The 22,082-nt window shown below is 60.6% G+C and carries 16 protein-coding genes and 2 pseudogenes; 1 reads left to right on the top strand and 17 read right to left on the bottom strand.

The genetic code is table 11. The features are described from left to right. Positions 1–4: 4 nt before the first annotated feature. From nifX to LHFGNBLO_RS03130, 8 genes are all read right to left on the bottom strand, one after another. A complete protein-coding gene (gene nifX, locus LHFGNBLO_RS03165; RefSeq protein WP_258600065.1) occupies positions 5–499 on the bottom strand; it encodes a nitrogen fixation protein NifX in 495 nt (164 codons plus the stop codon). Then, positions 465–1,847 carry a nitrogenase iron-molybdenum cofactor biosynthesis protein NifN gene (gene nifN, locus LHFGNBLO_RS03160; RefSeq protein WP_258600064.1) on the bottom strand — a complete coding sequence of 461 codons (1,383 nt, stop codon included), beginning with the start codon at positions 1,845–1,847 and terminating at the stop codon, positions 465–467. Before nifN ends, nifX begins: the two co-directional genes overlap by 35 nt. 8 nt (positions 1,848–1,855) lie before the next feature. Then, complete coding sequence (nifE, locus tag LHFGNBLO_RS03155) at positions 1,856–3,346, bottom strand: nitrogenase iron-molybdenum cofactor biosynthesis protein NifE (protein ID WP_258600060.1); 1,491 nt, start codon at positions 3,344–3,346, stop codon at positions 1,856–1,858. Positions 3,347–3,409: 63 nt separating this feature from the next. Further along, positions 3,410–4,951 (bottom strand): nitrogenase molybdenum-iron protein subunit beta, encoded by a 1,542-nt coding sequence (gene nifK, locus LHFGNBLO_RS03150; RefSeq protein WP_258600058.1) that lies wholly within the window; start codon positions 4,949–4,951, stop codon positions 3,410–3,412. Between the two features lie 135 nt (positions 4,952–5,086). Then, positions 5,087–6,580 (bottom strand): nitrogenase molybdenum-iron protein alpha chain, encoded by a 1,494-nt coding sequence (nifD, locus tag LHFGNBLO_RS03145; RefSeq protein WP_258600056.1) that lies wholly within the window; start codon positions 6,578–6,580, stop codon positions 5,087–5,089. A 98-nt stretch (positions 6,581–6,678) separates the two neighbouring features. Then, entirely contained in the window at positions 6,679–7,572 is an 894-nt protein-coding gene (gene nifH / locus LHFGNBLO_RS03140; protein WP_258580985.1) for a nitrogenase iron protein, read from the bottom strand. A gap of 1,082 nt (positions 7,573–8,654) precedes the next feature. Next, positions 8,655–10,442, bottom strand: coding sequence for a C48 family peptidase (locus tag LHFGNBLO_RS03135; RefSeq protein WP_258600055.1), 1,788 nt, complete (start codon positions 10,440–10,442; stop codon positions 8,655–8,657). A 57-nt stretch (positions 10,443–10,499) separates the two neighbouring features. Continuing rightward, the gene (locus tag LHFGNBLO_RS03130) at positions 10,500–12,458 is read right to left on the bottom strand and encodes a hypothetical protein (protein WP_258600053.1); all 1,959 of its coding nucleotides are present in this window, start codon (positions 12,456–12,458) and stop codon (positions 10,500–10,502) included. 314 nt (positions 12,459–12,772) lie between these two features. On the opposite strand from LHFGNBLO_RS03130, the pseudogene LHFGNBLO_RS03125 reads away from it, so the two are divergent. After that, positions 12,773–13,233, top strand: a pseudogene (locus tag LHFGNBLO_RS03125) (DDE-type integrase/transposase/recombinase); the annotation flags it as partial. Positions 13,234–13,321: 88 nt separating this feature from the next. On the opposite strand, the gene LHFGNBLO_RS03120 reads toward LHFGNBLO_RS03125, so the two are convergent. The 9 genes and pseudogenes from LHFGNBLO_RS03120 to cysN form a co-directional block, all read right to left on the bottom strand. Beyond that, positions 13,322–14,443: a beta-ketoacyl-ACP synthase III gene (locus tag LHFGNBLO_RS03120; protein ID WP_258600051.1), complete on the bottom strand. Its 1,122-nt coding sequence runs from the start codon at positions 14,441–14,443 to the stop codon at positions 13,322–13,324. A 267-nt stretch (positions 14,444–14,710) separates the two neighbouring features. After that, positions 14,711–15,055 (bottom strand): annotated as a pseudogene (locus LHFGNBLO_RS03115) (glutamine--fructose-6-phosphate aminotransferase); the annotation flags it as partial. A gap of 530 nt (positions 15,056–15,585) precedes the next feature. Then, a complete protein-coding gene (locus LHFGNBLO_RS03110) occupies positions 15,586–15,996 on the bottom strand; it encodes a DUF3363 domain-containing protein (protein ID WP_258600049.1) in 411 nt (136 codons plus the stop codon). After that, positions 15,974–16,273 carry a DUF3363 domain-containing protein gene (locus LHFGNBLO_RS03105; RefSeq protein WP_258600048.1) on the bottom strand — a complete coding sequence of 100 codons (300 nt, stop codon included), beginning with the start codon at positions 16,271–16,273 and terminating at the stop codon, positions 15,974–15,976. The genes LHFGNBLO_RS03110 and LHFGNBLO_RS03105 overlap by 23 nt, the downstream gene beginning before the upstream one ends. 440 nt (positions 16,274–16,713) lie before the next feature. Continuing rightward, positions 16,714–17,370 carry a papain-like cysteine peptidase gene (locus LHFGNBLO_RS03100; protein ID WP_258600046.1) on the bottom strand — a complete coding sequence of 219 codons (657 nt, stop codon included), beginning with the start codon at positions 17,368–17,370 and terminating at the stop codon, positions 16,714–16,716. A 95-nt stretch (positions 17,371–17,465) separates the two neighbouring features. Then, positions 17,466–17,762: a hypothetical protein gene (locus tag LHFGNBLO_RS03095; protein WP_258600045.1), complete on the bottom strand. Its 297-nt coding sequence runs from the start codon at positions 17,760–17,762 to the stop codon at positions 17,466–17,468. A 332-nt stretch (positions 17,763–18,094) separates the two neighbouring features. Further along, on the bottom strand, positions 18,095–18,262 hold the full coding sequence (locus tag LHFGNBLO_RS03090; RefSeq protein ID WP_258600044.1) for a hypothetical protein: 168 nt from the start codon (positions 18,260–18,262) through the stop codon (positions 18,095–18,097). After that, a complete protein-coding gene (locus tag LHFGNBLO_RS03085) occupies positions 18,259–19,701 on the bottom strand; it encodes a methylmalonyl-CoA mutase subunit beta (RefSeq protein ID WP_258600042.1) in 1,443 nt (480 codons plus the stop codon). The genes LHFGNBLO_RS03090 and LHFGNBLO_RS03085 overlap by 4 nt, the downstream gene beginning before the upstream one ends. 437 nt (positions 19,702–20,138) lie before the next feature. Next, complete coding sequence (gene cysN, locus LHFGNBLO_RS03080) at positions 20,139–22,082, bottom strand: sulfate adenylyltransferase subunit CysN (protein WP_258600040.1); 1,944 nt, start codon at positions 22,080–22,082, stop codon at positions 20,139–20,141.

Below are 22,082 nucleotides of genomic sequence, written 5' to 3'. Positions count from 1 at the left end.
CATTTCAGTCATCCTCGAAGGACGGTTTCTTCTCGGCGACGCCTGCCTCCGCCAGCACCTTGCGCAGCCAGGGGGGAGGACACGTCCTGAGCATCATCTGCGTGCGCAACAGCACCTCCTGGATGGGTTGGGGGTGCGGCACCTTGATCGGATGGATTTTTGCCGAAACTACCTTGGCCGCCGAAGGCCCGCCGATCGCCAGACAGAACAGGAGATGACAGCCCTTCAGCGCCTCCACCTTCGGCATGATGCGGTCATCGCCCTCGCTCCGATGCTCCCCGCTCTCGTCGGAAACGTCATCGAAGGCCACGGCTTCCACGAGGTTCCATTCCACGCGCGTCACGTCGTAGACAGCAAAGCGCTTGGCCGACCCGAAATGGGCATTGAGGTCCTTCATGTCGTGCGTGGCGATGGCCACGCGCAATGCGCCTGCTCGTCTTTCCGGCATCGGTGCGTGAACCTCGTCAGTGACGAGTGAGAGGCGACGAACGGAGCTCATCTGGCATTTCTCGCTTACGGAGTGGATCAAGTGCCTCAGGCGTCGGCGCGTGCTGGTTGGCCTGGAAGATGTTGGCAACTTCGAAGATCAGGTCGCGGGTGCCCTGATAGAGGATTGTGAGCTTGTGCTGGCTGCCGAGCCGGTCGAAGACCGGGAAGCCGACGCGCATGAGCGGAATGCCAAGGCGCTGCGCCGCCTGGCGGCCATGGGAATGGGTGACGAGAAGATCAGCGCCCGCGGCAAGAGCTTCCAAATCGCCGAGATCGCCGATCTGAACCGACTGCGCCGGTACTTTTTCCAGAATTTTCGACATATCGGTCGTGGAGACCGCCGCCGCGATTTCGGAGCCCATGCCGACGAAGAAGGTTGCGAGTTGATAGAGTTGGTCTGGTTCAGCAGCGATCGCAATTTTCTTGCCTCCGAAATGGAAATGCCCGTCGAGCAACGCATCCTGCAATTGCGCCCGGCGACGGCGCACCCCGGCCGGCACCGACGCGCCTGAAATCGCGGACAGCAGCGAGACGAACCGGTCAGCGCCCTTCAATCCGGTCAGCGACTGGAACAAGACGTAAGGCACGCCGGTCAATTTCTGCAGCATCTCGGCGGGGCGGCGCATATGCTCGCCGATGGCGATACAGTGCTCGGCCGTGCCAAGCTCGCGGATATCCTCGACGCTGGTGCCGCCATAGGTGGTCGTGACCCAACGGTCGGGCACAGTACCGTCGAGTGAGCCTGAGACGTCCGGCAAAATCACCGGCTTCAGCCCAAAGCTTTCAACCATCTCACGCAAATGCTCGATGTCAGCCACAGTGAGGTTCCAGCCGGGCAGGATCGCGATCTTCTTTGACTGCCGCACCTGCTCGCCAGGGCGTGTAATGCCTTCGATCATCGCGGTGACAGCCTTGGCCCAGCCCTCTTCGATCGCGCCGTCGAAATCCGGCGTGTTGGCCAGCACGATCTCCGTACCCGCGATCTCTTCCGCGCGCTTCAGCCTGATGCTGGCGATATCGCCTGCGCAATCTTCGCCACGGGTTTCCACCAGCGCCGTCGTGCAGACCCCGATCAGCTTTGGCTTTGTGCGGACCTTGAGGTTGAGGATCGCCTCTTCCAGATTGTCCGCCCCGCCGAGGATCGTCGTCACTTCGTCCATCGCGGTGGTCTGCAAGGGGATCGCTTCCTTGAAATGCCGCACGAAGAGCACGAGCGCGAAGCTGGTGCAGCCCTGGCTGCCGTGGAACAGTGGCATCGCGCCCTCGACCCCAAGAAAGGCCAAGGCCGCACCCAGCGGCTGTGACGACTTCAGCGGATTGACGGCTGCCGATTTGGTCTGGGAAAGAATGCGGGCCATAGGCTTCCTCAACGCTCGCCGCAATCGTCGGCCGTCGTGCCGGCAAATTCCTGGACAGCGTGCAACGTCGCGGTCTCGCTCTTCGTGCCCGGCAGTTCGTCCTCGACCGCAGGCTGGCAATCCCACGGTGCCGGCACGCGCACCTGGGACCAGATCGGGTTATGAATGGCGAGGTCGATCTGGCGTACGAGTTCCACCATGCCGTCATAGCCCGCATAAGGGTGTTGGCGCTCCTGGTTGATATCGAGCCAGGGTGTCTTGGCCTTGAGCGCGATGAATTGCGTGCGCCCGCCCGACAGCATGATATCGGCCTTGTGTTCTGAGAGCATGGCGTAAAGCTCGCTCGCTGCCATCTGCTCGAACATGTGGTTGTCGTCCTTCAGGATCTGCTTGATGCGCTCCTTGTCTTCGACTGTGGATTTCTTGACCGAGGTGCCGACGATCTCCATGCCGATCTCCATCAGCGCGTGGACGATCGACCAGGACTTCACGCCGCCTGTATTGAGCAGCACGCGCTTGCCTTGAAGCCGCCGCCGGTAGGCTTCGAGCTTCCTCCACGCAATCGCCTCTTCCACTGCGATCAGCGTCTGTGTGCGGTTGAGGATCTCGCGATCGGCACCCTTCCTCACGAGCAGCTCAGCAATGTTGCGAAGTGCTTCCGAGGTGTCGGTAATGCCGTAGAAGGAGCCTTCGAAGAACGGGATGTCCCAGCGCTCCTCCATCTTGCGGGCAAGATTGATGAGTGCCGTCGAGCACACGACGATAGCCGCCCGGGCGCGGTGCGCGGAAGCAACGTCAAGGTAGCGCGCGTCGCCCGGAATGCAGGCGCGCACCCGGATGCCCAGCCGATCAAGCAGCGGCTTCACCAGCCAGAACTCGCCGGAGAGGTTGAATTCGCCAAGGATGTTGATGTCGTACGGCCCGGCGTCGTCGGGTTCTACTGTGCCGATGACGTGATCGAGCAACGCCTCGGCGGCGAGCTTGTTGCCGAGGTTCTTGGAGCCGGCCAAGCCCGGCGCATTGACCGGCACCACGGCCAAGCCGAATTTTTCCCCCGCACGCTTGCACACGGCCTCGATGTCGTCGCCGATCAGCGCCGTCACGCAGGTCGAATAGACGAAGATCGCTGACGGCGCATAGGCTTCCCTAATCTCGCGGATCGCCTTGAAAAGCTTGCGCTCACCCTGCCCCATCACCACGTCGAGTTCGGTCAGATCGGTTGTGAAGCTTGTGCGCCAAAGCGTTGCTCCGGACGAAGCCGCTCCGCGGTTGTCCCAGGAATTGCCCTCGCAGGCGAGCGGCGCATGGACCAGGTGCGCGACGTCGGTGATCGGCTGCAGCACGATCTTGGCGCCGTCAAAGGCGCAGCCGCCGGCTGCCGCGCCGGGGGTCAGCGGCTTCGAGCAACCCTCTTTGCGCGCCTTGGCATCCTTGCCGCGGTTTTTATCGCAGGCGGGCTCGTTGAAGACATCCTGGATTTTGGCGCTGAGCAAGGACATTGCGTCGGTCTCCAAAAGTGCATTGGAAGGCGGCCAGCCTCGGCGAAAGGCCGGCCGCCGCTGCTAGCGGGTGAGGTCGTAGGAATAGTCCGTCACACCCGTCTCGCTTGTCTCGCGATCGAGCTTGTCGAAGATCTTGTCGAGGATCGTCGTCAGGACGCGCAGCCCGCCTTGGTAGCCCATCAGCGCAAAGCGATGGTGATGGTGCCGGTCGAAGATCGGGAACATCAGTCGGATCAGCGGCGTGCCGGTGTCGCGCTCCAGATACTTGCCATAGGAATTGCCGATCAGCAGGTCCACCGGCTCGGTGAAGAGCAGCGAGCGCATCGCCCACAGGTCCTTGCCGGCCCAGACCTGGGCATCCTTGCCGAAGGGCGAGGATGCAAGCAGTTCCTTCATCTCGGCTCCCCATGCCGAGCTGCCGTTGGTGGCGAGGCAATGGGTCGGCTCGCCGCCGGTCTCCATGACGAAGCGGGCCATGGCGTAGACGAAGTCCGGATCGCCGTAGATCGCATATTTCTTGCCGTGCAACCAGGACTGGCTGTCCGCCATGGCGTCAACCAGTCGGCCGCGCTCAAGGCGGATTGTCTCGGGGATCTCCTTGCCGGAAATCGCCGAGACCTTCATCAGGAATTCGTCCGTCGCCTGGACGCCGAGCGGGTAATGGAACGAGGCCGTCGCCTGCCCGACTTGCTCGCAGTAGTCCAGCGTTTTTCGGGTGTTGTAATACTGTAGCGAAAGTGTCGCCTCGGCGTTGAGTGCCTCCTTCACGTTTTCGATTTTCGTGCCGCCATCATACATGCGGTATTCACCGTCCGACGGCGTGTCGAACTGGTCGGAGGCGTCCTGGATGAAGGTGTAGGACACGCTCATCAGTTCGAGCAGGCGCTTGAGTTCCCGGTTGTTGCCGACGCAGAAGCCGTCGAAACCGGGAATGATGTTGATGGTTCCCCCGGCTTCCGTGCGCTCCTGGCCTTTCCAGAAGTGCTCCAAAATGCCCTTGACCATTACGTCATAGCCATCGACATGGCTGCCGACGAAGGCCGGCGTGTGGGCGAAGGGCACGTCGAAGTCGCGCGGGACCGAGTTTTCGTCCTTGGCGTTCTCGATGAAGCTGTGCAGGTCGTCACCAATGACCTCCGCCATGCAAGTCGTCGAGACGGCGATCATCTTCGGATCGTAGAGCTGGTAGGTGTTGGCGAGCCCGTCGACCATGTTCTTCAGGCCGCCAAATACTGCCGCATCCTCGGTCATCGAGGAGGAAACCGCCGAAGCAGGCTCCTTGAAATGGCGCGACAGGTGTGAGCGGTAATAGGCTACGCAGCCCTGGCTGCCGTGAACGAAGGACATGGTTCGTTCGAAGCCGGCGGCCGCGAACACCGCGCCGAGCGGCTGGCAGGCCTTGGCGGGGTTCACGACAAGCGCTTCGCGGGCGAGGTTCTTTTCGCGGTATTCCCACGTCTTGGTGAATTCGCGTTGATCGGTAACGATCTGATCCGGGTGCGGACATTCGAAATTCAGCTTCTTCTCCGCGAGCATCTGCCTGTATTCCGGCTCGCGGAACAGGGGAGCGTGGTCGAGAATTTTTTCAGCCGACTGCGGCATTGGTGATTACCTCTTTTTCATCTGGCCGCCCCAAAAGGCAGCTCAGGGACGTCGAGACGTTTCAGGTGTCCCGCGGGCCACGGGGCCGCGGGCGTTAATCGTCTCCCTTGGGGGAGACCAGGCTAAGGCCGGGTGTTATTCGGCAGCCATCGCCCGCCCACGGCTCGGGCTTTTTTTCCAAGGGGCGTCGTACAGGCCCCAGACCGGGTTGTTGATGGCAAGATCCACGTCGCGGGCGAAAATGGCAAAGCCGTCATAGCCGTGATACGGTCCTGAATAATCCCAGGAGTGCATCTGGCGGAACGGTATGCCCATCTTCTGCACGGGGTATTTTTCCTTGATGCCCGAGCCAACGAGATTAGGGCGAACCCCCTCGATGAACTTCTCCAACTCGTAACCGGTCACGTCATCATAGATCAGCGTGCCGTTCCTTACGTAATGGCCTGTGCGCTGATAGTCGTCGTTGTGGGCGAACTCGTAGCCTGTGCCGACGATCACCATGCCGAGGTCCTCGTATGCTGTGATGACGTGGCGGGGGCGCAGTCCGCCGACGTAGAGCATGACAGTATTGCCTTCGAGGCGCGGCCGGTACTTGGCGATGACGGCATCAACAAGCGGTCTGTACTTGGCGATAACCTTCTCAGTCTTCTCCTCGATTTCAGGGCCAAAATGCCTGGCTATCTTGCGCAGGGAGGCTTCGATCTGGGAGGGGCCGAAGAAATTGTACTCCATCCAGGCGACGCCATACTTTTCCTCCATGTGCCGGCAGATGTAGTTCATCGATCTGTAGCAATGGATGAGATTGAGCTTGGCCTTCGGCGCGCGCTCGATTTCGGCGAGCGTGGCGTCGCCCGACCAGTTGCCGACCACGCGCAGCCCTATCTCCTCGAGCAGGATACGCGAGGCCCAGGCGTCGCCGCCGATATTGTAGTCACCGATCACGTTGACGTCGTACGGGCCGGCCTCGAACTCCACGTCCTTCTTCTCGAAGACCCAGTCGCGGATCGCGTCGTTGGCGATGTGGTGGCCGAGCGATTGCGAGACGCCGCGGAAGCCCTCGCAGCGCACCGGCACGATCGTCTTTCCGTGCTCCTTGGCCTTGTTGCGGGATACTGCTTCGGTGTCGTCGCCAATCAGGCCGATCGGGCATTCGGATTGCACGCTCATGCCGTTGTTGAGGGGAAACAGTCCCTCAATCTCGTCGATGATCTGTTCCAGCTTCTTGTCACCGCCGAAAACAATGTCCTTCTCCTGGAAATCGGAGGTGAACTGCATTGTCCCGAACGTGTCGATGCCCGTCGTGCCTACATAGTAGTTGCGGCGCTGCGACCAGGAATATTGCCCGCAGCCGACCGGGCCGTGCGAGATATGGACCATATCCTTGATTGGACCCCACACCACGCCCTTAGAGCCGGCATAAGCGCAGCCACGAATCGTCATCACGCCCGGAATGGACTTGATGTTCGATTTGACGTCGCATTCGGAGACGACCTCGCCAGCCTCGTCCCCACTCTTTGCGACGCTGAGGTGCTTTTTGCGGCGCTTCGCCGCCTTGTCGGGATATTGCGACAGCACCTCCTCGATAAGCTTCGCATGGAGAGTGCCGTCATTCTCGTAATCCAGGCTCATGGGACCCCTTTAAAGGTTCGAGTGGCGCCTCACCGACGAGGCGCCGTTCTTTGAAAGGCGCGTCAGCTCAAGGCGGCGCCTCGTGGCGGCAGCGCTCGTTACTGGGCGGCCGCTTTCGTCGTTTCCTTGGCCTGAAGCTCGGCAAGCATCTGCTCGTCGGTCTTCATGATGCCGAAGTCGAGCAGCATGTCCTCGAGCTCCTCCATGGTGATCGGGGTCGGCACGGTGCCCTGCCCCGAATTGCCATGTATCTTCTCGGCCAGCGCGCGGTATTCCCCCGCCTGCTTGGAGTCCGGCGCATACTGGATAACCGACATCTTCCTGAGCTCGGCGTGCTGGACGATGTTGTCGCGCGGCACGAAATGGATGAGCTTGGAATTGAGCCTAGAAGCCAGTGCTTCGGCGAGGTCGAGCTCGCGGTCGGTTTGACGCTCGTTGCAAATCAGGCCGCCGAGCCGCACGCCGCCCGAATGGGCATATTTCAGAATGCCCTTGGCGATGTTGTTGGCGGCATAGAGCGCCATCATCTCGCCGGACATGACAATGTAGATTTCCTGGGCCTTGCCCTCGCGGATCGGCATCGCGAAGCCGCCGCACACCACGTCCCCGAGTACGTCGTAGGAGACATAGTCAACATCGTCATAGGCGCCGTTCTCCTCGAGGAAGTTGATCGAGGTGATGACGCCGCGCCCGGCGCAGCCGACACCCGGCTCGGGACCGCCGGATTCCACGCACTTGATGCCTTTATAGCCGACCTTGAGCACGTCCTGGAGTTCGAGGTCTTCGACCGAACCTTGCTCTGCCGCGAGGTGCAGGACCGTATCCTGCGCCTTCGAGTTCAGGATCAGGCGGGTGGAGTCGGCTTTGGGGTCGCAGCCGACGATGAGGATCTTCTGCCCAAGGTCGACAAGTGCGGCGAGCGTATTTTGGGAGGTGGTGGACTTGCCTATGCCCCCCTTGCCGTAGAATGCGATCTGACGCAGACCTGACATGTAGCTTCCTTCCTTCGTTCCATCCATCGCGGCTGCCCGCGACATGCCGGTCGGCAGCTCTCGCCGCCTCACACCCAAAGGGTCTCAAGATGCGTGCCAATTGGCTTGATCGGACAGAAGAAAAATTTTAATATTGCTTTTCAGCTATTTAGCCTGAGGGCAAACTGTGCTTGTCGGAACAAGCCCGTGTAGCGGACGCGACAAAGGCGACAGAAAGATCGGATGGCGCTGCTCGAGACCGCTACAGGTTGACCTCGGTGTCCGGAGCAAGTTGGAGCAGCGAGTTAACGCGACTTTGGTCGTGAGACCTGCTGCAGAGACTTCGGTCCACGCGTAGCTGTGTATCGCTCCAGGCTGCTTTTGATCCCGCGCGGTTCAGCCTTTGTCTTCTCGATCGCGAGGTTTGCTTCTTCGCACCAGACGTCACAACTGTTACTGTAGGCTTGGCTGCCATTTCTGCTGATACGCTTGGATTGACCCCAAGGCGGTCATTTGCACCAACGGAAACCGAGCACAACTGTCCGAGCTCATGGATCGTCACGCTGGGAATAGCTGCCTTGGCGATCTCGCACAGGTGTCAGTGATGCGTCAGGTAGATCACCTGACCGGCACATGCCATCTCACCAAACAGTTTGAAGACCTCCTCGGATCGGACGTGGTCGAAGGTCTCTATTATATCATCGGGATAAAGGGCACGGAGGCCTAGACGGAACCGTCGGCCGTCAGCTCCGAGATTGACGGGCGCGCCATCGACGACCGTTTCCCAGATCAGGCCTCCGTTCCTACTGACCGACAGGCCTCCTTCAGTCGCGGCGTAAATCGTGTCGGCGTCTTTGCCGATGCGGCGAGGTCGAGCAGCTTTCGGGAGCGGTCCAACCCCAGACCACATCTTCCCGGCAATGTCGGGCGGCAGGCGCTGTACGTGTTCTTGCTGCTTGCCACCATAGTTCGGACCGGGCCTGCGCTGCTACAGGAAGGGTTTTCCTGCCCTTTGATCCACATCCCTTCGTTCGCCGACGTGGCGGTTACCGCCCAGAGCGAGGCGATCGCAGTTGCTTGGGCAAAACGTTTCAAATTCGACTTCATGCTGATCTTTTGCGTTCAGGGAGCCACGGCGCCTGGGTTGACTGATGAACACCGTCCGTTCGCGCATGTGGGGTCGAATTAACTCTTGGCGAAGAGGATGCAGGCTCATCATCCAACAGTAGCCGGAGTTCCGCCGGGTCGAATGCCATCATTGGTGGGGAGGCGGGTTCATCATCCAACAGCTGCCGGGGCTCCTCCTCCTGCGGCATGAGCCCCCTGAGTCGGTTTTGCAGCGCCTGCCGATCGGCGATGAGGTTGTCGAGGTGCAGCGGCTCGTGGTCCGGCCGCTGCCCGTCCACCAATCGTTGAAGCAGCGCCCACGTGCCCTCCAGCACAAAGACGCCGCAATCATAATGGTTCGGCTGTCGCGGCATGCGGGCTGGCGTCAAGGTGGCGTTCAGCAGTCTTGCGAGTTGTCTTGCAGGCACGTCGTTGTATCCCTCTCGCTGAAGGGAGTCGTAGTGATAGGCGAACCGCCTTTCCAGGTTGCGGCGATCAACGAGCAGCAGCGACCAATGGGTGCCGGGGCTATTGGGAGTGCCATTGTTCAATGGCAGGAACAGGAAGTCGGCTGGAGCGTCGTTTTGATTATAGATGGACTGCAATGTGCCTCGCGCGTTTTGCGGCTCCATGTGGCGCAGTAGATGGGACACCGACGGACAGACTAGCCGTGTCCGGGCGGCGAGCATCGGATTGATCCCCTGCAGCTGCTGCTCTACGAAATCGTAATCCCTCTGCACATGGGCGTCGCTCAGCCACTCGGTGGCTCCGAGCACCGACCCGTTGGTGACATTGGACGAGGCTGTCGGATCCAACGCCCCGATCTGGGCATCGGAGGAGGTGGTCGTGGACGTAGTCACATCAACCACTGGAAGACCGCGGTAGGTGTCTGGCAGCTTGGCGGTGACTGGCCAGCCGGGTCCTGGAGCCCTTGCCGGTGCCCCTGGCGCAGCTTCACTCATGGGCCGAGGTCGAGTGTGATGGATGAGCTGAACGTCATCGGGGCCTCCCTGCCTCAATACGGCGGCGGACCCTGTCCCTTGCATCATCTGCTGCCACTCCGTCCCGACCATCTGCCCGCGCGGACGCACCGGTGCAGAATGAGCATCGTCGCGCAGGTCGACCGGTGTGGACGGCAAATCAACTAGAGAATCAAGATCGCCGTAGATGTCTGAGGGAGCTCTGGCAGAAGGCGCCGGCGCAAAGTGAGCATTGTAACCCAACTCAGCCGGATCTGGATCAACCAATGCTTCAAAGCCAGGATAGAGATCCTGAGCTCTGGCAGTTGATGGCAACGCCGGTTCTTGCATCCGCCGCCGCACCAACTCCTCGCTCAACCACGCCAAGGCTTCATCGTCCGAGGAGGCTGGCACAAGAGAAAGCTCCTGCGGCGAGCCGGGCTGTCGAGCGCCCTCGTAACGACCAGGTACTGGCCCGGTAAACAGCGGCGGAAAGGCAGGCGATGGAACCCAAGCGTTAAGCTCGAATGATGTGGGCGGATTCTGATGAACCGTTGCCTCAAACCCGCCGTCCTGCCGGCTCGGCAGGACGTTGCTCCCGGCCAACTCGTCCGCGGCCGACTGGTGGTCGTTGCGCCAGTTCAAAGGATGAACGGCTTCTGCGGAATCCGGCGGCTGATGATGGCGCGCGCTTGACCCGAGAAATGGCTGTGGGCCGGCCTTATCCAATCCCCCCCAAAGCAGATCCTGATCGTAATCTTCCATGGGTGGCAAAGCGATAGCTTCATGCGTGGCACTGTGCTGCGCAGTGGCGCCTCCGATCACGCTAGTTTCCGCATACAACCTTGGGATGTATTCAACCTCTCTCTCCCGCATAGCGGGCTATCCTTCCAATGGCAATGCGTTCACTTGGTAGGTGGAGGGCTGCATCGGCATGCGGCCGCCTGAATTGCCGATCTCGCTCAGCTGCTGCTGAATGGCGACGGTTAACGGCGCATTCAGGGTCCTCTGCCGCTTCGCTGGCCTCAACAGCGCTGTGGAATGTTCATTGTTGATGATGACCCATTCGGTTGGCAGGAGGTTGCCCCTGTCAATCGCGCCAGGCGAGCGCCGAATCTGCTGTTCGCTGACCGCTAACAACAGCCGGGTGGCAGCCTGAACCCCAGCCTGCCGAGAGCCGGCTGCTCCAAAAGCGCCCGCCCCTATGCTGTTGAGGTTATCCAGTCCAGCGGGCAACTTCCCTGGAGCAATGAAAAATGACGGGGCTGGTTGATTATCCTGCTGTCCTTGAAGCTCCTCTGGCCAACTGCCAGCTTCCGGCCACGCGCTTAGCTGCGCAGCGGCGTCGCCGACCCGCCTCGGCTTAATCAGGGCCGCGTCGTCGAAATCAGGACCGGTGGGAACACGGCGCTCGAGCTCCATCGCTTTAGCGCCGGCCTGCGATTTTCGGAGATGAGCCAGTGCGAAACCGATGTTCCGATGACCACCGGTATCCTCCTTGAAGCCCTTGACATCTCCATCCAATGCCTCGCCGGAAAGCCGACCAACAATGCCCTTCTTGTTGTTTTGACGTAGGTAGTCACTGAAGCTCCTAAGATCAGTTGCATTGGTACTGCCGATATTTGTCGCTGCTTCCTTTCTGTACTCTTTGATGAGAGCCGCGTCCTCCGGATACGGAGTCAACTCAGCGCGGCCTGCGATCGGCACGATTCCCCCCGTCGACTGCGAGGTCCGGAGATGACTTATTGCCGTAAGCAGCCTCGAGGGATCACCCTTTCCGATGAATTCGCGCGCATCATCGGTCAGCGACTGCTTGTCGAGCCGATCCTTCACGGGATCTTTGTTATTTGCGAAGAGCCAGTGGCCGAAGCCGAGAAGAGCACTTACATTGTTCTTGGCGGTTTGCTTGGCGGCCCCGCCTTTGATGAGGGCCTCCTCAAGCCCCAGAATAAGGGAAGCATCCTGGGGATAGAGAGGCGGCGGCGGCCTGCGAAGCCGAGTTGACCGGGCTGGCCGCAGCGCCGAGGACGACGGGCCGGGTTTTTCCATCAGCTCCAAACGCACATCCTGATCGTGGGCTGCCGCAGGAAGCTCCTTTGGCCAACTGCCAGCTTCCTGCCACGCGCTGTGCTGCCCAGCGGCGTCGCCGACCCGCCTCGGCTCTCTCAGTGCCGCGTCGTCGGGATCAGGAACGGGGGGAACACGGCGCTCGAGCTCCATCGCTTTAACGCCGGCGTGCGATTTTCGGAGACAAACTAGTGCGTCACCGATGTACCGATGACCACCGACCTCCTCCTTAAAGCCCTTGACATCTCCATCCAATGCCTCGCCGGAAAGCCGACCAGCAATGCCCTTCTTGTTGTTTTGACGTAGGTAGGCACTGAAGCTCCTAAGAGCAGTTGCATTCGTACTGCCGATATCTGTCGCTGCTTCCTTTCTGTACTCTTTGATCAGAGCCGCGTCCTCCGGATGCGGAGTCAACTTAGCGCGGCCTGCGACCGGCACGACGCCCCCCGTCGACTGCGAGGTCCGGAGATGACCTATTGCCGCAGACAGCCTCTCGGGATCACCATTTCCGATGAATTTGCGCGCATCATCGGTCAGCGACTGCTTGTCGAGCCGACCCTTCATGGGATCTTTGTTATTTGCGAAGAGCCAATGGCCAAAGCGGAGAAGAGTACTTACATTGTTCTTGGCGGTTTGCTCGGCGGCCCCGCCTTTGATGAGGGCCTCCTCAAGGTTGAGGATAAAGTCTTCATCCCTGAAATGAAGAGGGCGCTTGCTGACCCTTTTCAAAAACTGAGTTGACTGAGCCGGCTGCGGCGCCGAGCCGGCCGGCATTGCTCCACCTCCACCTGTATTGGCGACCTCGCTCAGTTGCCGCTCAAAGGCCGCCGCACCTGCGGACGGAGCCGCGGGTGAGCTCTCTTGCGGGCCAGCCCTGTTCGATTGTCCACGCACCCGCTTGGTCGAGGTGAAGTCCATCCGTTCTCACTTTCAGCAATACAAGCCCGTTTGAAACTGGGCTTGGATTTGACACAGGGAAGCTGTCGAGAACCTGACGACGACAACGTGCCCGTCAAGACGGATGGGTTGCTAAGTTTTCGGCAACCAGAGGCATGGCATGGTCTCCGGTGTTTCGCCGGAGAGTTCAGATGTTCAACGGTCGCCATTTCGACCAGTCCGTCATCCTGCTTTGCGTTCGCTGGTATCTGGCCTACGGCTTGAGCCCTGGCAATTTGAAGGAAATGATGGCCCGAACGTGGCATCAGGCCATCGATCATTCGAGGATCTATCGCTGGGTCGTTCGCTACTCGCCCTTGCTGCTGAAACGCTTCAATGGGCGCAAACGTGCCGTGACCGGCAAATGGCTTGCGGACCAATCGGGCGGCCATTGTTTCCTACAACACGACCAACCCCCCTCCGGGACCGTTCGCGGCGCAGACTGACGCCGATCCAGATCCGCAGAGCCAATACCTCAACAATCGATCAAGCAGGACCATCGGCGCATCAAGTGTCGTGTACGGCCCATGCTCGGTTTCAATCACGCGCCAGCGCGATCGGAACGCTGGACGGGATCGAGATGATCCACATGATGCAAAGACGACAGGCGAGGATCTGGCGATCCGCAAGCTGCATGAAGGCAAGACTGGAGGAGCGGTGCCCATGCTGGTGCCGTTCGCACCAGCCTGAAACCGCCGATCTTAGAGCATCCTCAGCAGCGCGCCGCCTATCGAATACCCCGCGCCAAACGCGCAGATCAGGCCGAAATCGCCGGGCTTCATGTCGGCGTGGTTCTCCGACAGCGCGATGATGGCGCCGGCGCCCGCCGTGTTGCCCAGTCGCTCCAGCACCATCGGCGCGCGATCATGGTCGACCTCGTGGCCGAACGACAGTTTCAGGATCATCGCGTTCATGCGCGCATTGGCCTGATGCAGCCAGAAGCGCCTGACCGCCTGCGGCGTCAGCCCGTGCTCGGCGAGGAATTCGACGATGAACTTCTGCCCGGCGACGGTGACTTCCTTGAACACCTTGTTGCCGACCTGCTTGATCAGATTACCTTCCAGATTGATCATGTAAGGATCATCCTGGGCGGTGCGGGTGTGATAGCCGAGATTGGTGCGGATGTTGTTCGACATCTGCGTCCAGATGCGCGTGTCGAGCACCTCGAATCGTTCCGGCCGCTTCTCGCCCTGGGCAAGCCCCTCCACCACCATGGACACGGATGCGTCGCCGAAGATGAAATGCGTCTGCCGGTCGCGGAAATTGAGATGGCCGGTGATGATCTCCGGTGTCGTCACCAGAATGCGTTTGTGCGCGCCCGACCTCACCAAATTGACGGCGATGTGCAAGGCAGCGGCAGCCGAAGAGCAGCCAAGCCCCATGTCGAAGCCGGCGCCCTTGGTGCCCAGCGCTTGCTGCATTTCGATGGCGATCGCCGGATAGGGTCGCTGGTGATGCGAGGCCGAGCAGATCACCAGATCGATGTCGGACGGCCTCAGCCCGGCATGGTCGAGGGCTTTCCTTGCCGAAGCGATGCCGAACTCGGCCTCCAGCGACAGCGCGTCATCAGGCCGCGCCGGGATGCGCGGTGCCATGCGGGTCGGGTCGAGAATGCCTTCGCGCTCGATCACATGGCGGGCGCGCACCCCTGAAGCGTGGACGATGAAGTCGCTGTCCGATTTCGGCAGCGGCGGCTCGCCGGTCTCCTGGCGGCGCGCATTCTCCATGTCGACCCAGGCATTGAAGCTGGCGACCAGTTCTTCATTGGTGATCTTGGCTTCAGGGACTTCAACGCCGATGCCTCTGATGATGACGCGATGCATGTTTCAGTCCGTCGCACGCGCAGGCGCTGCGGCTCTCACGTGGGCGTCGAATTCGCGCGCCGGCCGCGTTCGCTCATCCTCGAATTTGACATAGAGGGCGGCGGACCAGTCAGCCATGTCAGCTCCCACAATCATTCGACGGTGACCGATTTTGCGAGATCGCGCGGCTAGTCGACATCTGTGCCCATGACCAGCGCCGTGTGATAGGCAAGAAGCTGTATCGGCAGCGAGAAAATCATCGGCGCGACTGTCTCGTCGACTGCCGGCAGCCCCCGCAGCCGCCAATTCGTCCTTCAACTCGGCGAAATTCTCGATATTGCCGTTATGGACGACGGCCACACCATCGCTAAAGTGCGGATGCGCGTTGCGTTCAGTCAGTGCCCCAGTTGCCCAGCGCGTGTGGCCGATGCCAATGGTGCCGCCCAGCGGCTCTTCCTTCAGCCTCGCCTCGAGATTGACAAGCTTGCCCTCGGCGCGCCGGCAGTGCAAGGCGCCCTCGGTGATCGTCGCAACGCCGGCTGAGTCATAGCCGCGATATTCCAGACGCTTCAACGCGTCGACCAACCGCTCCGACACTGGCTGTTGCCCAACGATGCCAACAATCCCGCACATGCTCGTCTCCGATTTCTCCCGGCAGCCTGGGTCGACCGGAAGGACACCCGCCCGGCCGTTTCTATTCAGAGCCTCCTAGGGGAATTCGGTACGACTGGTAAAATCGATTATTGGGATAACTGTCATCCACCCAGTGGATGGGGCTAGGACGCGTTTGGGCGACGTCCTCGATCATCCGGCGGCGAGACAGCTCATCTCGGCGATACGGGTTCCTGAACGATCCGGGACGCGAGCACCTCACGCAGATTGGCCCTCAATGTCTAATGATCGAAGACGCGCCCCAGCAACGCCGATCGGAGGGACTGAAGACGCCGGATTGCGCCAGCATTTCGACGAAATCGGCATGGCACCCCCTTCGCTGCAGGCTCCGTCGAGCACAATCGATAGTTGGGCGCTATTGCAAGGCCCAGGCTGGACACTACGGCAGCAAACGTCCCGCGACCAAAAACAAGTGCTCAAGAGAAAAACCCGCCGCGCTTCGCGGCGCGACGGGTCGATCGGGCGTTGCATGAAGCATCGCTGCTGCGTCGTCATGAAACGCTGGGCCCACCCCTTTGCCGACCGGTGTTCCAGGAGATCGCCTCGCGCTGAACCACGCCAGAAACCTCCTTGCCGATGGGCCGCTGGAGCACCGGCCGCCATGGCACCAGCGTGAGCTCGCGCGACCTCTCGATCGCGGCATATTTGCCGCAGGCGAGCTCAACCAATCGGCGCAGCGTACCTTCTATTCGATCTCCTGCCCGGGCTTCGGCATACGAGAGCCCAAGTTCCTGCGAAAGCTGACCGACAACACGGTTCAGCTCACGCTGACGCAGGATCGAAATCATGTTGGCGCGATAAACTATCCGGTCCTGCTCTTCACTCGCGAGACCCTGCACGAGCAGCCACTGCCGCCTGCGTGCCTGCGCGGCCCGCACATCACGGCCCGAAACCCGAGCCATGCAAAGCCTCCGGTCTGTCAGAGACCAGCTCGCGGTCAATCCAGGTGGCGCCGTCGAAACCAATCTGTTGCTCAAGCGATAATGAGGAGAGCTTCTCGACCGTGACAGGTTCTTCCCTGGCACGCTGACACTCGTAGACGACGACGCGTTTGGGATCGTCCGGCCCGATGACCCAGGTGCCGTCAGGCTCGCGCTTCACTCCACCCGTGGCGTGGCGGATCGCTTCAAGGCGCCGGACGTTGCGTTTCGCCGAAAGGTTCGGTGACCGACGGGTCATGCTTCAGATGGATGTCGATGTTGTAGCGCCCGTTATGGGCGGCCACGATGTCCGCGATCGTACGGTCAACCTGTTTTGGCTCGGTGTTGCTCGGAGTGACACGAAAGCGGCTCCGCTGGACAACCAAAGGGTTGTTATGGCCAGGGATCAAAGCCCGAAGGGCCGAGACCGCCGTGAGCAGAGCGAATGAAGCGGGCTCGGTTCACGAGAGCCCGCGCGCGTCATGAGGCGCGCGGGCGCCCGCCAACGTCAATAGGACGGGTTTGCGATAGTGGGGCTTGGGGGCTTGATCCTGTGCTCGAAATCTTCGCCCAGCATGCGCAATATTTCATGTGGATCGAAAACCGATCGTTTCGGCGAGGTCGAGGATCCGTCCACATCGACGCGCCGACTATCCGCCTTGGATGGCCGCGAAAATGCTTCTGGTCAACTCTTGAAGACTACAGCAACGGTGGACGGTTTGGCGAAAGACCCATTTTCGAGAAGAACACGTTCCATACCTCAACCTCGCCCAGTTGATCAGGAACATGGTTCTCCTGATGGATACTGCAGCGCTCCGGGACTGGCCCTGTGAACTTCGACCTATCATATGCATTCCCGATGGCGCGGAAATAGGCCACATGGAACCTTGAGTGTCCCAATTTTTTCTCAAGTAGAGTGACCATCTCCTGGAGATCGTCTACGCCAAACGTCTTTCCCATCTGCTGATCCCCCGGAGCATCCGTCGCCGAGACATAACGCACAAACAACGTTTTTCGTGTCCGAGCGATGTCGAGCATCTTATTGTATTTGTAAATCAGCTTCTCTCGGCAGGACCGTAACGCTTCCGGCGTGAATATCACTGCTTTGGACGTGGTCCGATCGAATTCATGGTGGTAAACTACCCCGTAATTTTCGCAAAAAGCTGACGTCCCATTGAAGCAGGCTGATACACGAAGCCCAAATCGCGCTCCATCATCTGCCATTATTTCCTCGATGGAGGCTATAGGTGTCACAATCCAATCAAAACAGCTGCTTGGGCGCCGTTTGAAATAGCGCCTGATTTGCGTCGCAGGAGTGCAGTCAGATCCAAGGCTAAAAATAGCTTCGTAAGGCATTGCCCGGTCCTTAGGTGGTACCAGATGGGAGTGAAAGAGCGATGCTTTCCAGCATTTCGAAAGATAGGGCAAATCGATTGTATTGATACGGACCATCAGCGCTGCGGATATGGAACACGCAGCATCAAACTGTCCAAGCCGGTCATCATCGCGCGGCTTAGGATCTTTGTCCGCGATAGGCTGTTACCGGTGGGTTCGTTCCTCGCCCAATGGAGGCAGCGGTAAGCGAACGCACTCTCTATCGGCGGCGGCTCGCTGGCCGTGCGGGCGAAACGAAATCGTCGAAAATGGAGGTCATTCAATTTCGGAAGCAGATACAAGCTGCAGTCGTGGGGCAGCGTGTCTGGCGACACCCTGGTGGCAACCGTGTCCTTGATCGCCTGCTTGAACATCGACAGTGATCACCATCGGCCGTGACAGGGACCGGCTGGCGAGGCACTGGCCATCGGGCGGCTGCCGCCGTGGATGTCATTCAGCCACCGGAGGGCAGCAAGATGGTACTTCAGACGCCGCGTAGGCACGATGGCGTCGACGCATAGCCGCAACGGGCGGAGCACGGAGGCGCCGGAAACGGCGATCTGCAAACTCTGGCAATCCTGTCGCAGCAGCACGTGCTGCATCCCTGCTCGGTCAGCAGGACGTCGTTGGCACATGCGTCGCCTCCATGCGGGATGTGTTTCCGCCATCGAAGGGCAAAGCCCTCATTGATGCAGCCTATAGACCTTTACAGCTTGCTAGCGAACGACACGGTCAAGATTCGCCTGACCGGAGCCTGCGTCGTGGAGACAGCATCAATGCTGACAAGGCCTTCCGGCGTCATCCGCTGGCCTTTGACCTCGATGGGTGCGCGGCGTGGCGGCACCCAGCCGATCTGGCTGAAATCCGGGATCAAGAGGCGGCTCCGATTGATTGGTCGATGCGGACCGGAAACAGGGGCTCGCAGACGGCAACGCCTTCGGTGAAGGCGGGCCGCCGTTCCGCTGCCAGCGTCTCGACCGGACGTTCGCTTTTCAACGGATAGAGCGTGGTGCCGATGATGGCTCGCTCGCCTGCCTGATAGGCTGCATTGCGCCGCGCTGCCGCGGCATGAACGCGTGCCTGGATATGTCCGCCCTGAAGGCTGGACAAGACGCCGCCCTCGGCCTCGATTGTCTGCAATTCCGTCCAGGCTGTCTCGCACAGTTCCGCGGTCAGCGCTTCGACCGCGCCGGATCCGTAGGCAGGATCGGCGACATGATCGATATGGCTTTCATTGGCCATGATCAGTTGCGCGTTGCGGGCAACGCGGCGGGCAAAACCCGCCGGCAAGCCATGCGCGATCGTGTGCGGCAGGATTGAGATCGAATCGGCGCCGCCTGATGCTGCCGCAAAGCAGGCAATCGTGGTGCGCAGGATGTTGGTTTCGGGGTCCAATGCCGTCATCATGCGAAACGACGTCTCGGCGTGGATATTGGCGGTGGAATTGGGGATCGAACAGGCTTCCTGCAGCCGTGCCCAGAGCCTGCGCAGTGCCCGAACCTTGGCCACCGACAGGAATTGGTCCTGGTCGACGCTGAGCGCAAAGCCGATATGCGGTGCGGCATAGACAAGCGGCTGCCGCGCCGTCTCGAACATTCTGAGATAGGAGACCGCTGAAGCCAGCATGATGCCAAGCTCCTGCGCTTCCGTGGCGCCGGCATTGTGGAACACACGGCCGTCCGCCTCCAGCAGCACGCCTGGAACACCCATCGAGAAGAAATGCGCCAGCGACTGCGGCATCGAGGCCTGTAGCGCCTCGATCGACATGCGCAGCCGGCCGGTTCCGGCAAAGATCGCCGCCGGGTCGATGCCGAAGGAGAGGTTCAACTTTGCCGGGTCTGAACGGCGCTTGCTCAGGAACGCCACCAGCCAGTCGGCCACGGCGCGGCTCCAGGGATGCGCATCGATGCGGATCTGGATGCGATTGAGCGGTACGCCGTCCAGCACCGTCTCCAGCGCCTGCGCCGTTCTCGGCAGGCCGTAGCCGAATGCGTTCGGCGCCCCTTCGAAGACAAGCGACAATCCCGTCGCGCCTTGCGCTACGTCCTCCAGAGCCTGGGCTCTGGCGCGGCCGACATCCGGATCATCGACGCGCTTGCTGACGATCCAGGGCGATTTCGGGTTTGCGCGCACGGTTGGTTCGGCTGCGATGCTGCGCTCGTAGAGCGGTTCGATGCGGATGTTGTCGTCGGTATGGGAGACCAGCTTTTCCTCGAAGGATGCGCCGGCCAACGCCTTTTCCGCCAGGCCCAGCCATCGCTGGCGCTCGGCATTCTTGGGTTCAACATCCCTGGTCAAGGCTCCAGCTCCCATCCTTCTTCCTCGTTTTTATGCGTCCGCATCAGCCTGGAACACAGTCTACGGTTCCCGGTCCGATATCGTAATGCAATGCACTTGTTGGATCTGAATTCGGCCTATCGGATTTATGTCAGCCTGTGGCACAAACCATGGCCGATTGCCACATACCGGAAAAATTGACGATGTCGGCAGCAACCCACGAGCTCCATCCATCTGGTCGGGAAGCGCATAGTTCAGGGCGATGCTGCGTGATCAGGTGGGTGGTCTCCGGCTGTTTCGTTGTTTTTGAGTTTGCAACCGACATCGAACTGTTGTGTGCGACCCCGGCTCAACAATCCCTGCGGGTGGGGGCGAGGCGTCCGCCTTCCTCTCATGGCTAAATCAAAGACAGCCGAATGGCGCCACTCGCGGCCAGTGCCGACCCTTCGAACAGGGCAACGACTGCCTTGTCATCAGATGGATCCACCATTGTCGGCAGGAGGTGGTTGCGCAATGTCGCGCTCGATCAGCCAGAGTTCCAAGGCCTCTACCATCTCTTCGGCCGATTTGCCGAGTGTCTTGAGATGGATTTCCGGGTTCTCCGGCGCTTCGTATGGCGAATCCACACCGGTGAAATTCTTGATCTCGCCATTCAGTGCCCGTGCGTAGAGACCCTTCGGATCGCGTCTGGCGCATTCCTCGAAGGGCGTGTCGACAAACACCTCGATGAATTCACCGTCGGCCATCAACTCCCTGGCCATGCGCCGCTCGGCGCTGAACGGCGAAATGAAGGAGACGATGACGATCAGCCCGGCGTCGGCCATCAGCCGCGCCACTTCGGCGACGCGGCGGATGTTTTCGACGCGATCGGCGTCGGTGAAACCAAGATCGCGATTGAGGCCTTGGCGGACGTTGTCGCCATCCAGGATGTAGGTATGGCGCCCGGTGGCGAAGAGCTTCTTTTCGAATAAATTGGCGATGGTCGACTTGCCAGAGCCTGAAAGTCCGGTGAACCAGAACACGGCAGGCCGCTGGTGCTTCATGTCGGCGCGGCCGTGCTTGCCGACATCGAGCGATTGCCAGTGGATGTTTTCGGCGCGGCGCAACGAATGCAGGATCATGCCGGCGCCGACGGTGGCGTTGGTGATGCGGTCGATCAGGATGAAGGCGCCGGTGGTGCGGTTCTCGGCAAACGTATCGAAGGCGATCGGTGATCGGGTCGAAATGTTGCAGATGCCGACTTCGTTCATTTCCAGCGACTTGGCCGCCTCATGGGCAAAGTCGTTGACGTTGACCCGGTACTTCAGGTCGGTGACGGTGGCGCTGGTCTGGTCGGTCTCGGTGCGCAGGATGTAGGAGCGGCCCGGCAGCAGCGCATGTTCGTCGAACCAGACGATGTTGGCGGCGAACTGATCGGCGACCTGCGGCCGTGCCGCCGGCGACACCAGCATATTGCCTCTGGAAACCTCGACCTCGTCGTCGAGGACAAGGGTGATGGCCTGGCCGGCGACCGCTTGGCTCAGATCGCCGCCATGCGCGACGATGCGCCTGACGCGAGAGGACTTGCCGGATTTGGCGACAACGACTTCGTCGCCCGGTGCAACCGAACCCGACGCGATCGTGCCGGCAAAGCCGCGAAAATCGAGATTGGGGCGGTTCACATACTGCACCGGAAAGCGGAACGGCAGTTCGACCGCGGCTTCATCGACCGACACGGTTTCCAGATGTTCGATCAGCGTCGGGCCGGAATACCATTCTTTTGTCTTGTCCGAGCGGCTGGTGACGTTGTCGCCGTAGCGGGCAGACATCGGGATCGGCACGATCGTCTGGAAGCCGAGCTTGTGCGAGAACTGCCGATAATCTTCGATGATCCGTTCGAAGACGCCCTGATCGAAACCGACGAGATCGATCTTGTTGACCGCCAGAACGATGTGGCGAATGCCCAGCAGCGAAGCGATGATCGAATGGCGCCTGGTCTGGCGCAGCACGCCCTGGCGGGCATCGATCAGCACGATGGCGAGATCGGCGGTCGAGGCACCGGTCGCCATGTTGCGCGTATACTGCTCGTGGCCGGGCGTGTCGGCGACGATGAACTTGCGTTTCGGCGTGGCGAAAAAGCGATAGGCGACATCGATGGTGATGCCTTGCTCGCGCTCAGCCTCGAGGCCATCGACGAGCAGCGCGAAATCGATGTCGTCGCCGGTCGTGCCGTGCTTGCGCGAATCGCGCTCGAGTGCGGCAAGCTGGTCCTCGAAAATCTGCTTGGTATCGGAAAGCAGGCGACCGATCAGCGTCGACTTGCCGTCGTCGACGGAGCCGCAGGTTAGGAAGCGCAGCAGCGACTTTCTTTCCTGAGCCGCCAGATAGTCGCGGACGCCGTCGGTGGGGGCGAGGCTCTTGGCCAAGATGTGGCGCAT

It is taken from the genome of Mesorhizobium sp. AR10, from assembly GCF_024746795.1.
Classification (GTDB): Bacteria; Pseudomonadota; Alphaproteobacteria; order Rhizobiales; family Rhizobiaceae; genus Mesorhizobium.
This window is presented reverse-complemented; position numbering and strand designations above follow the sequence as displayed.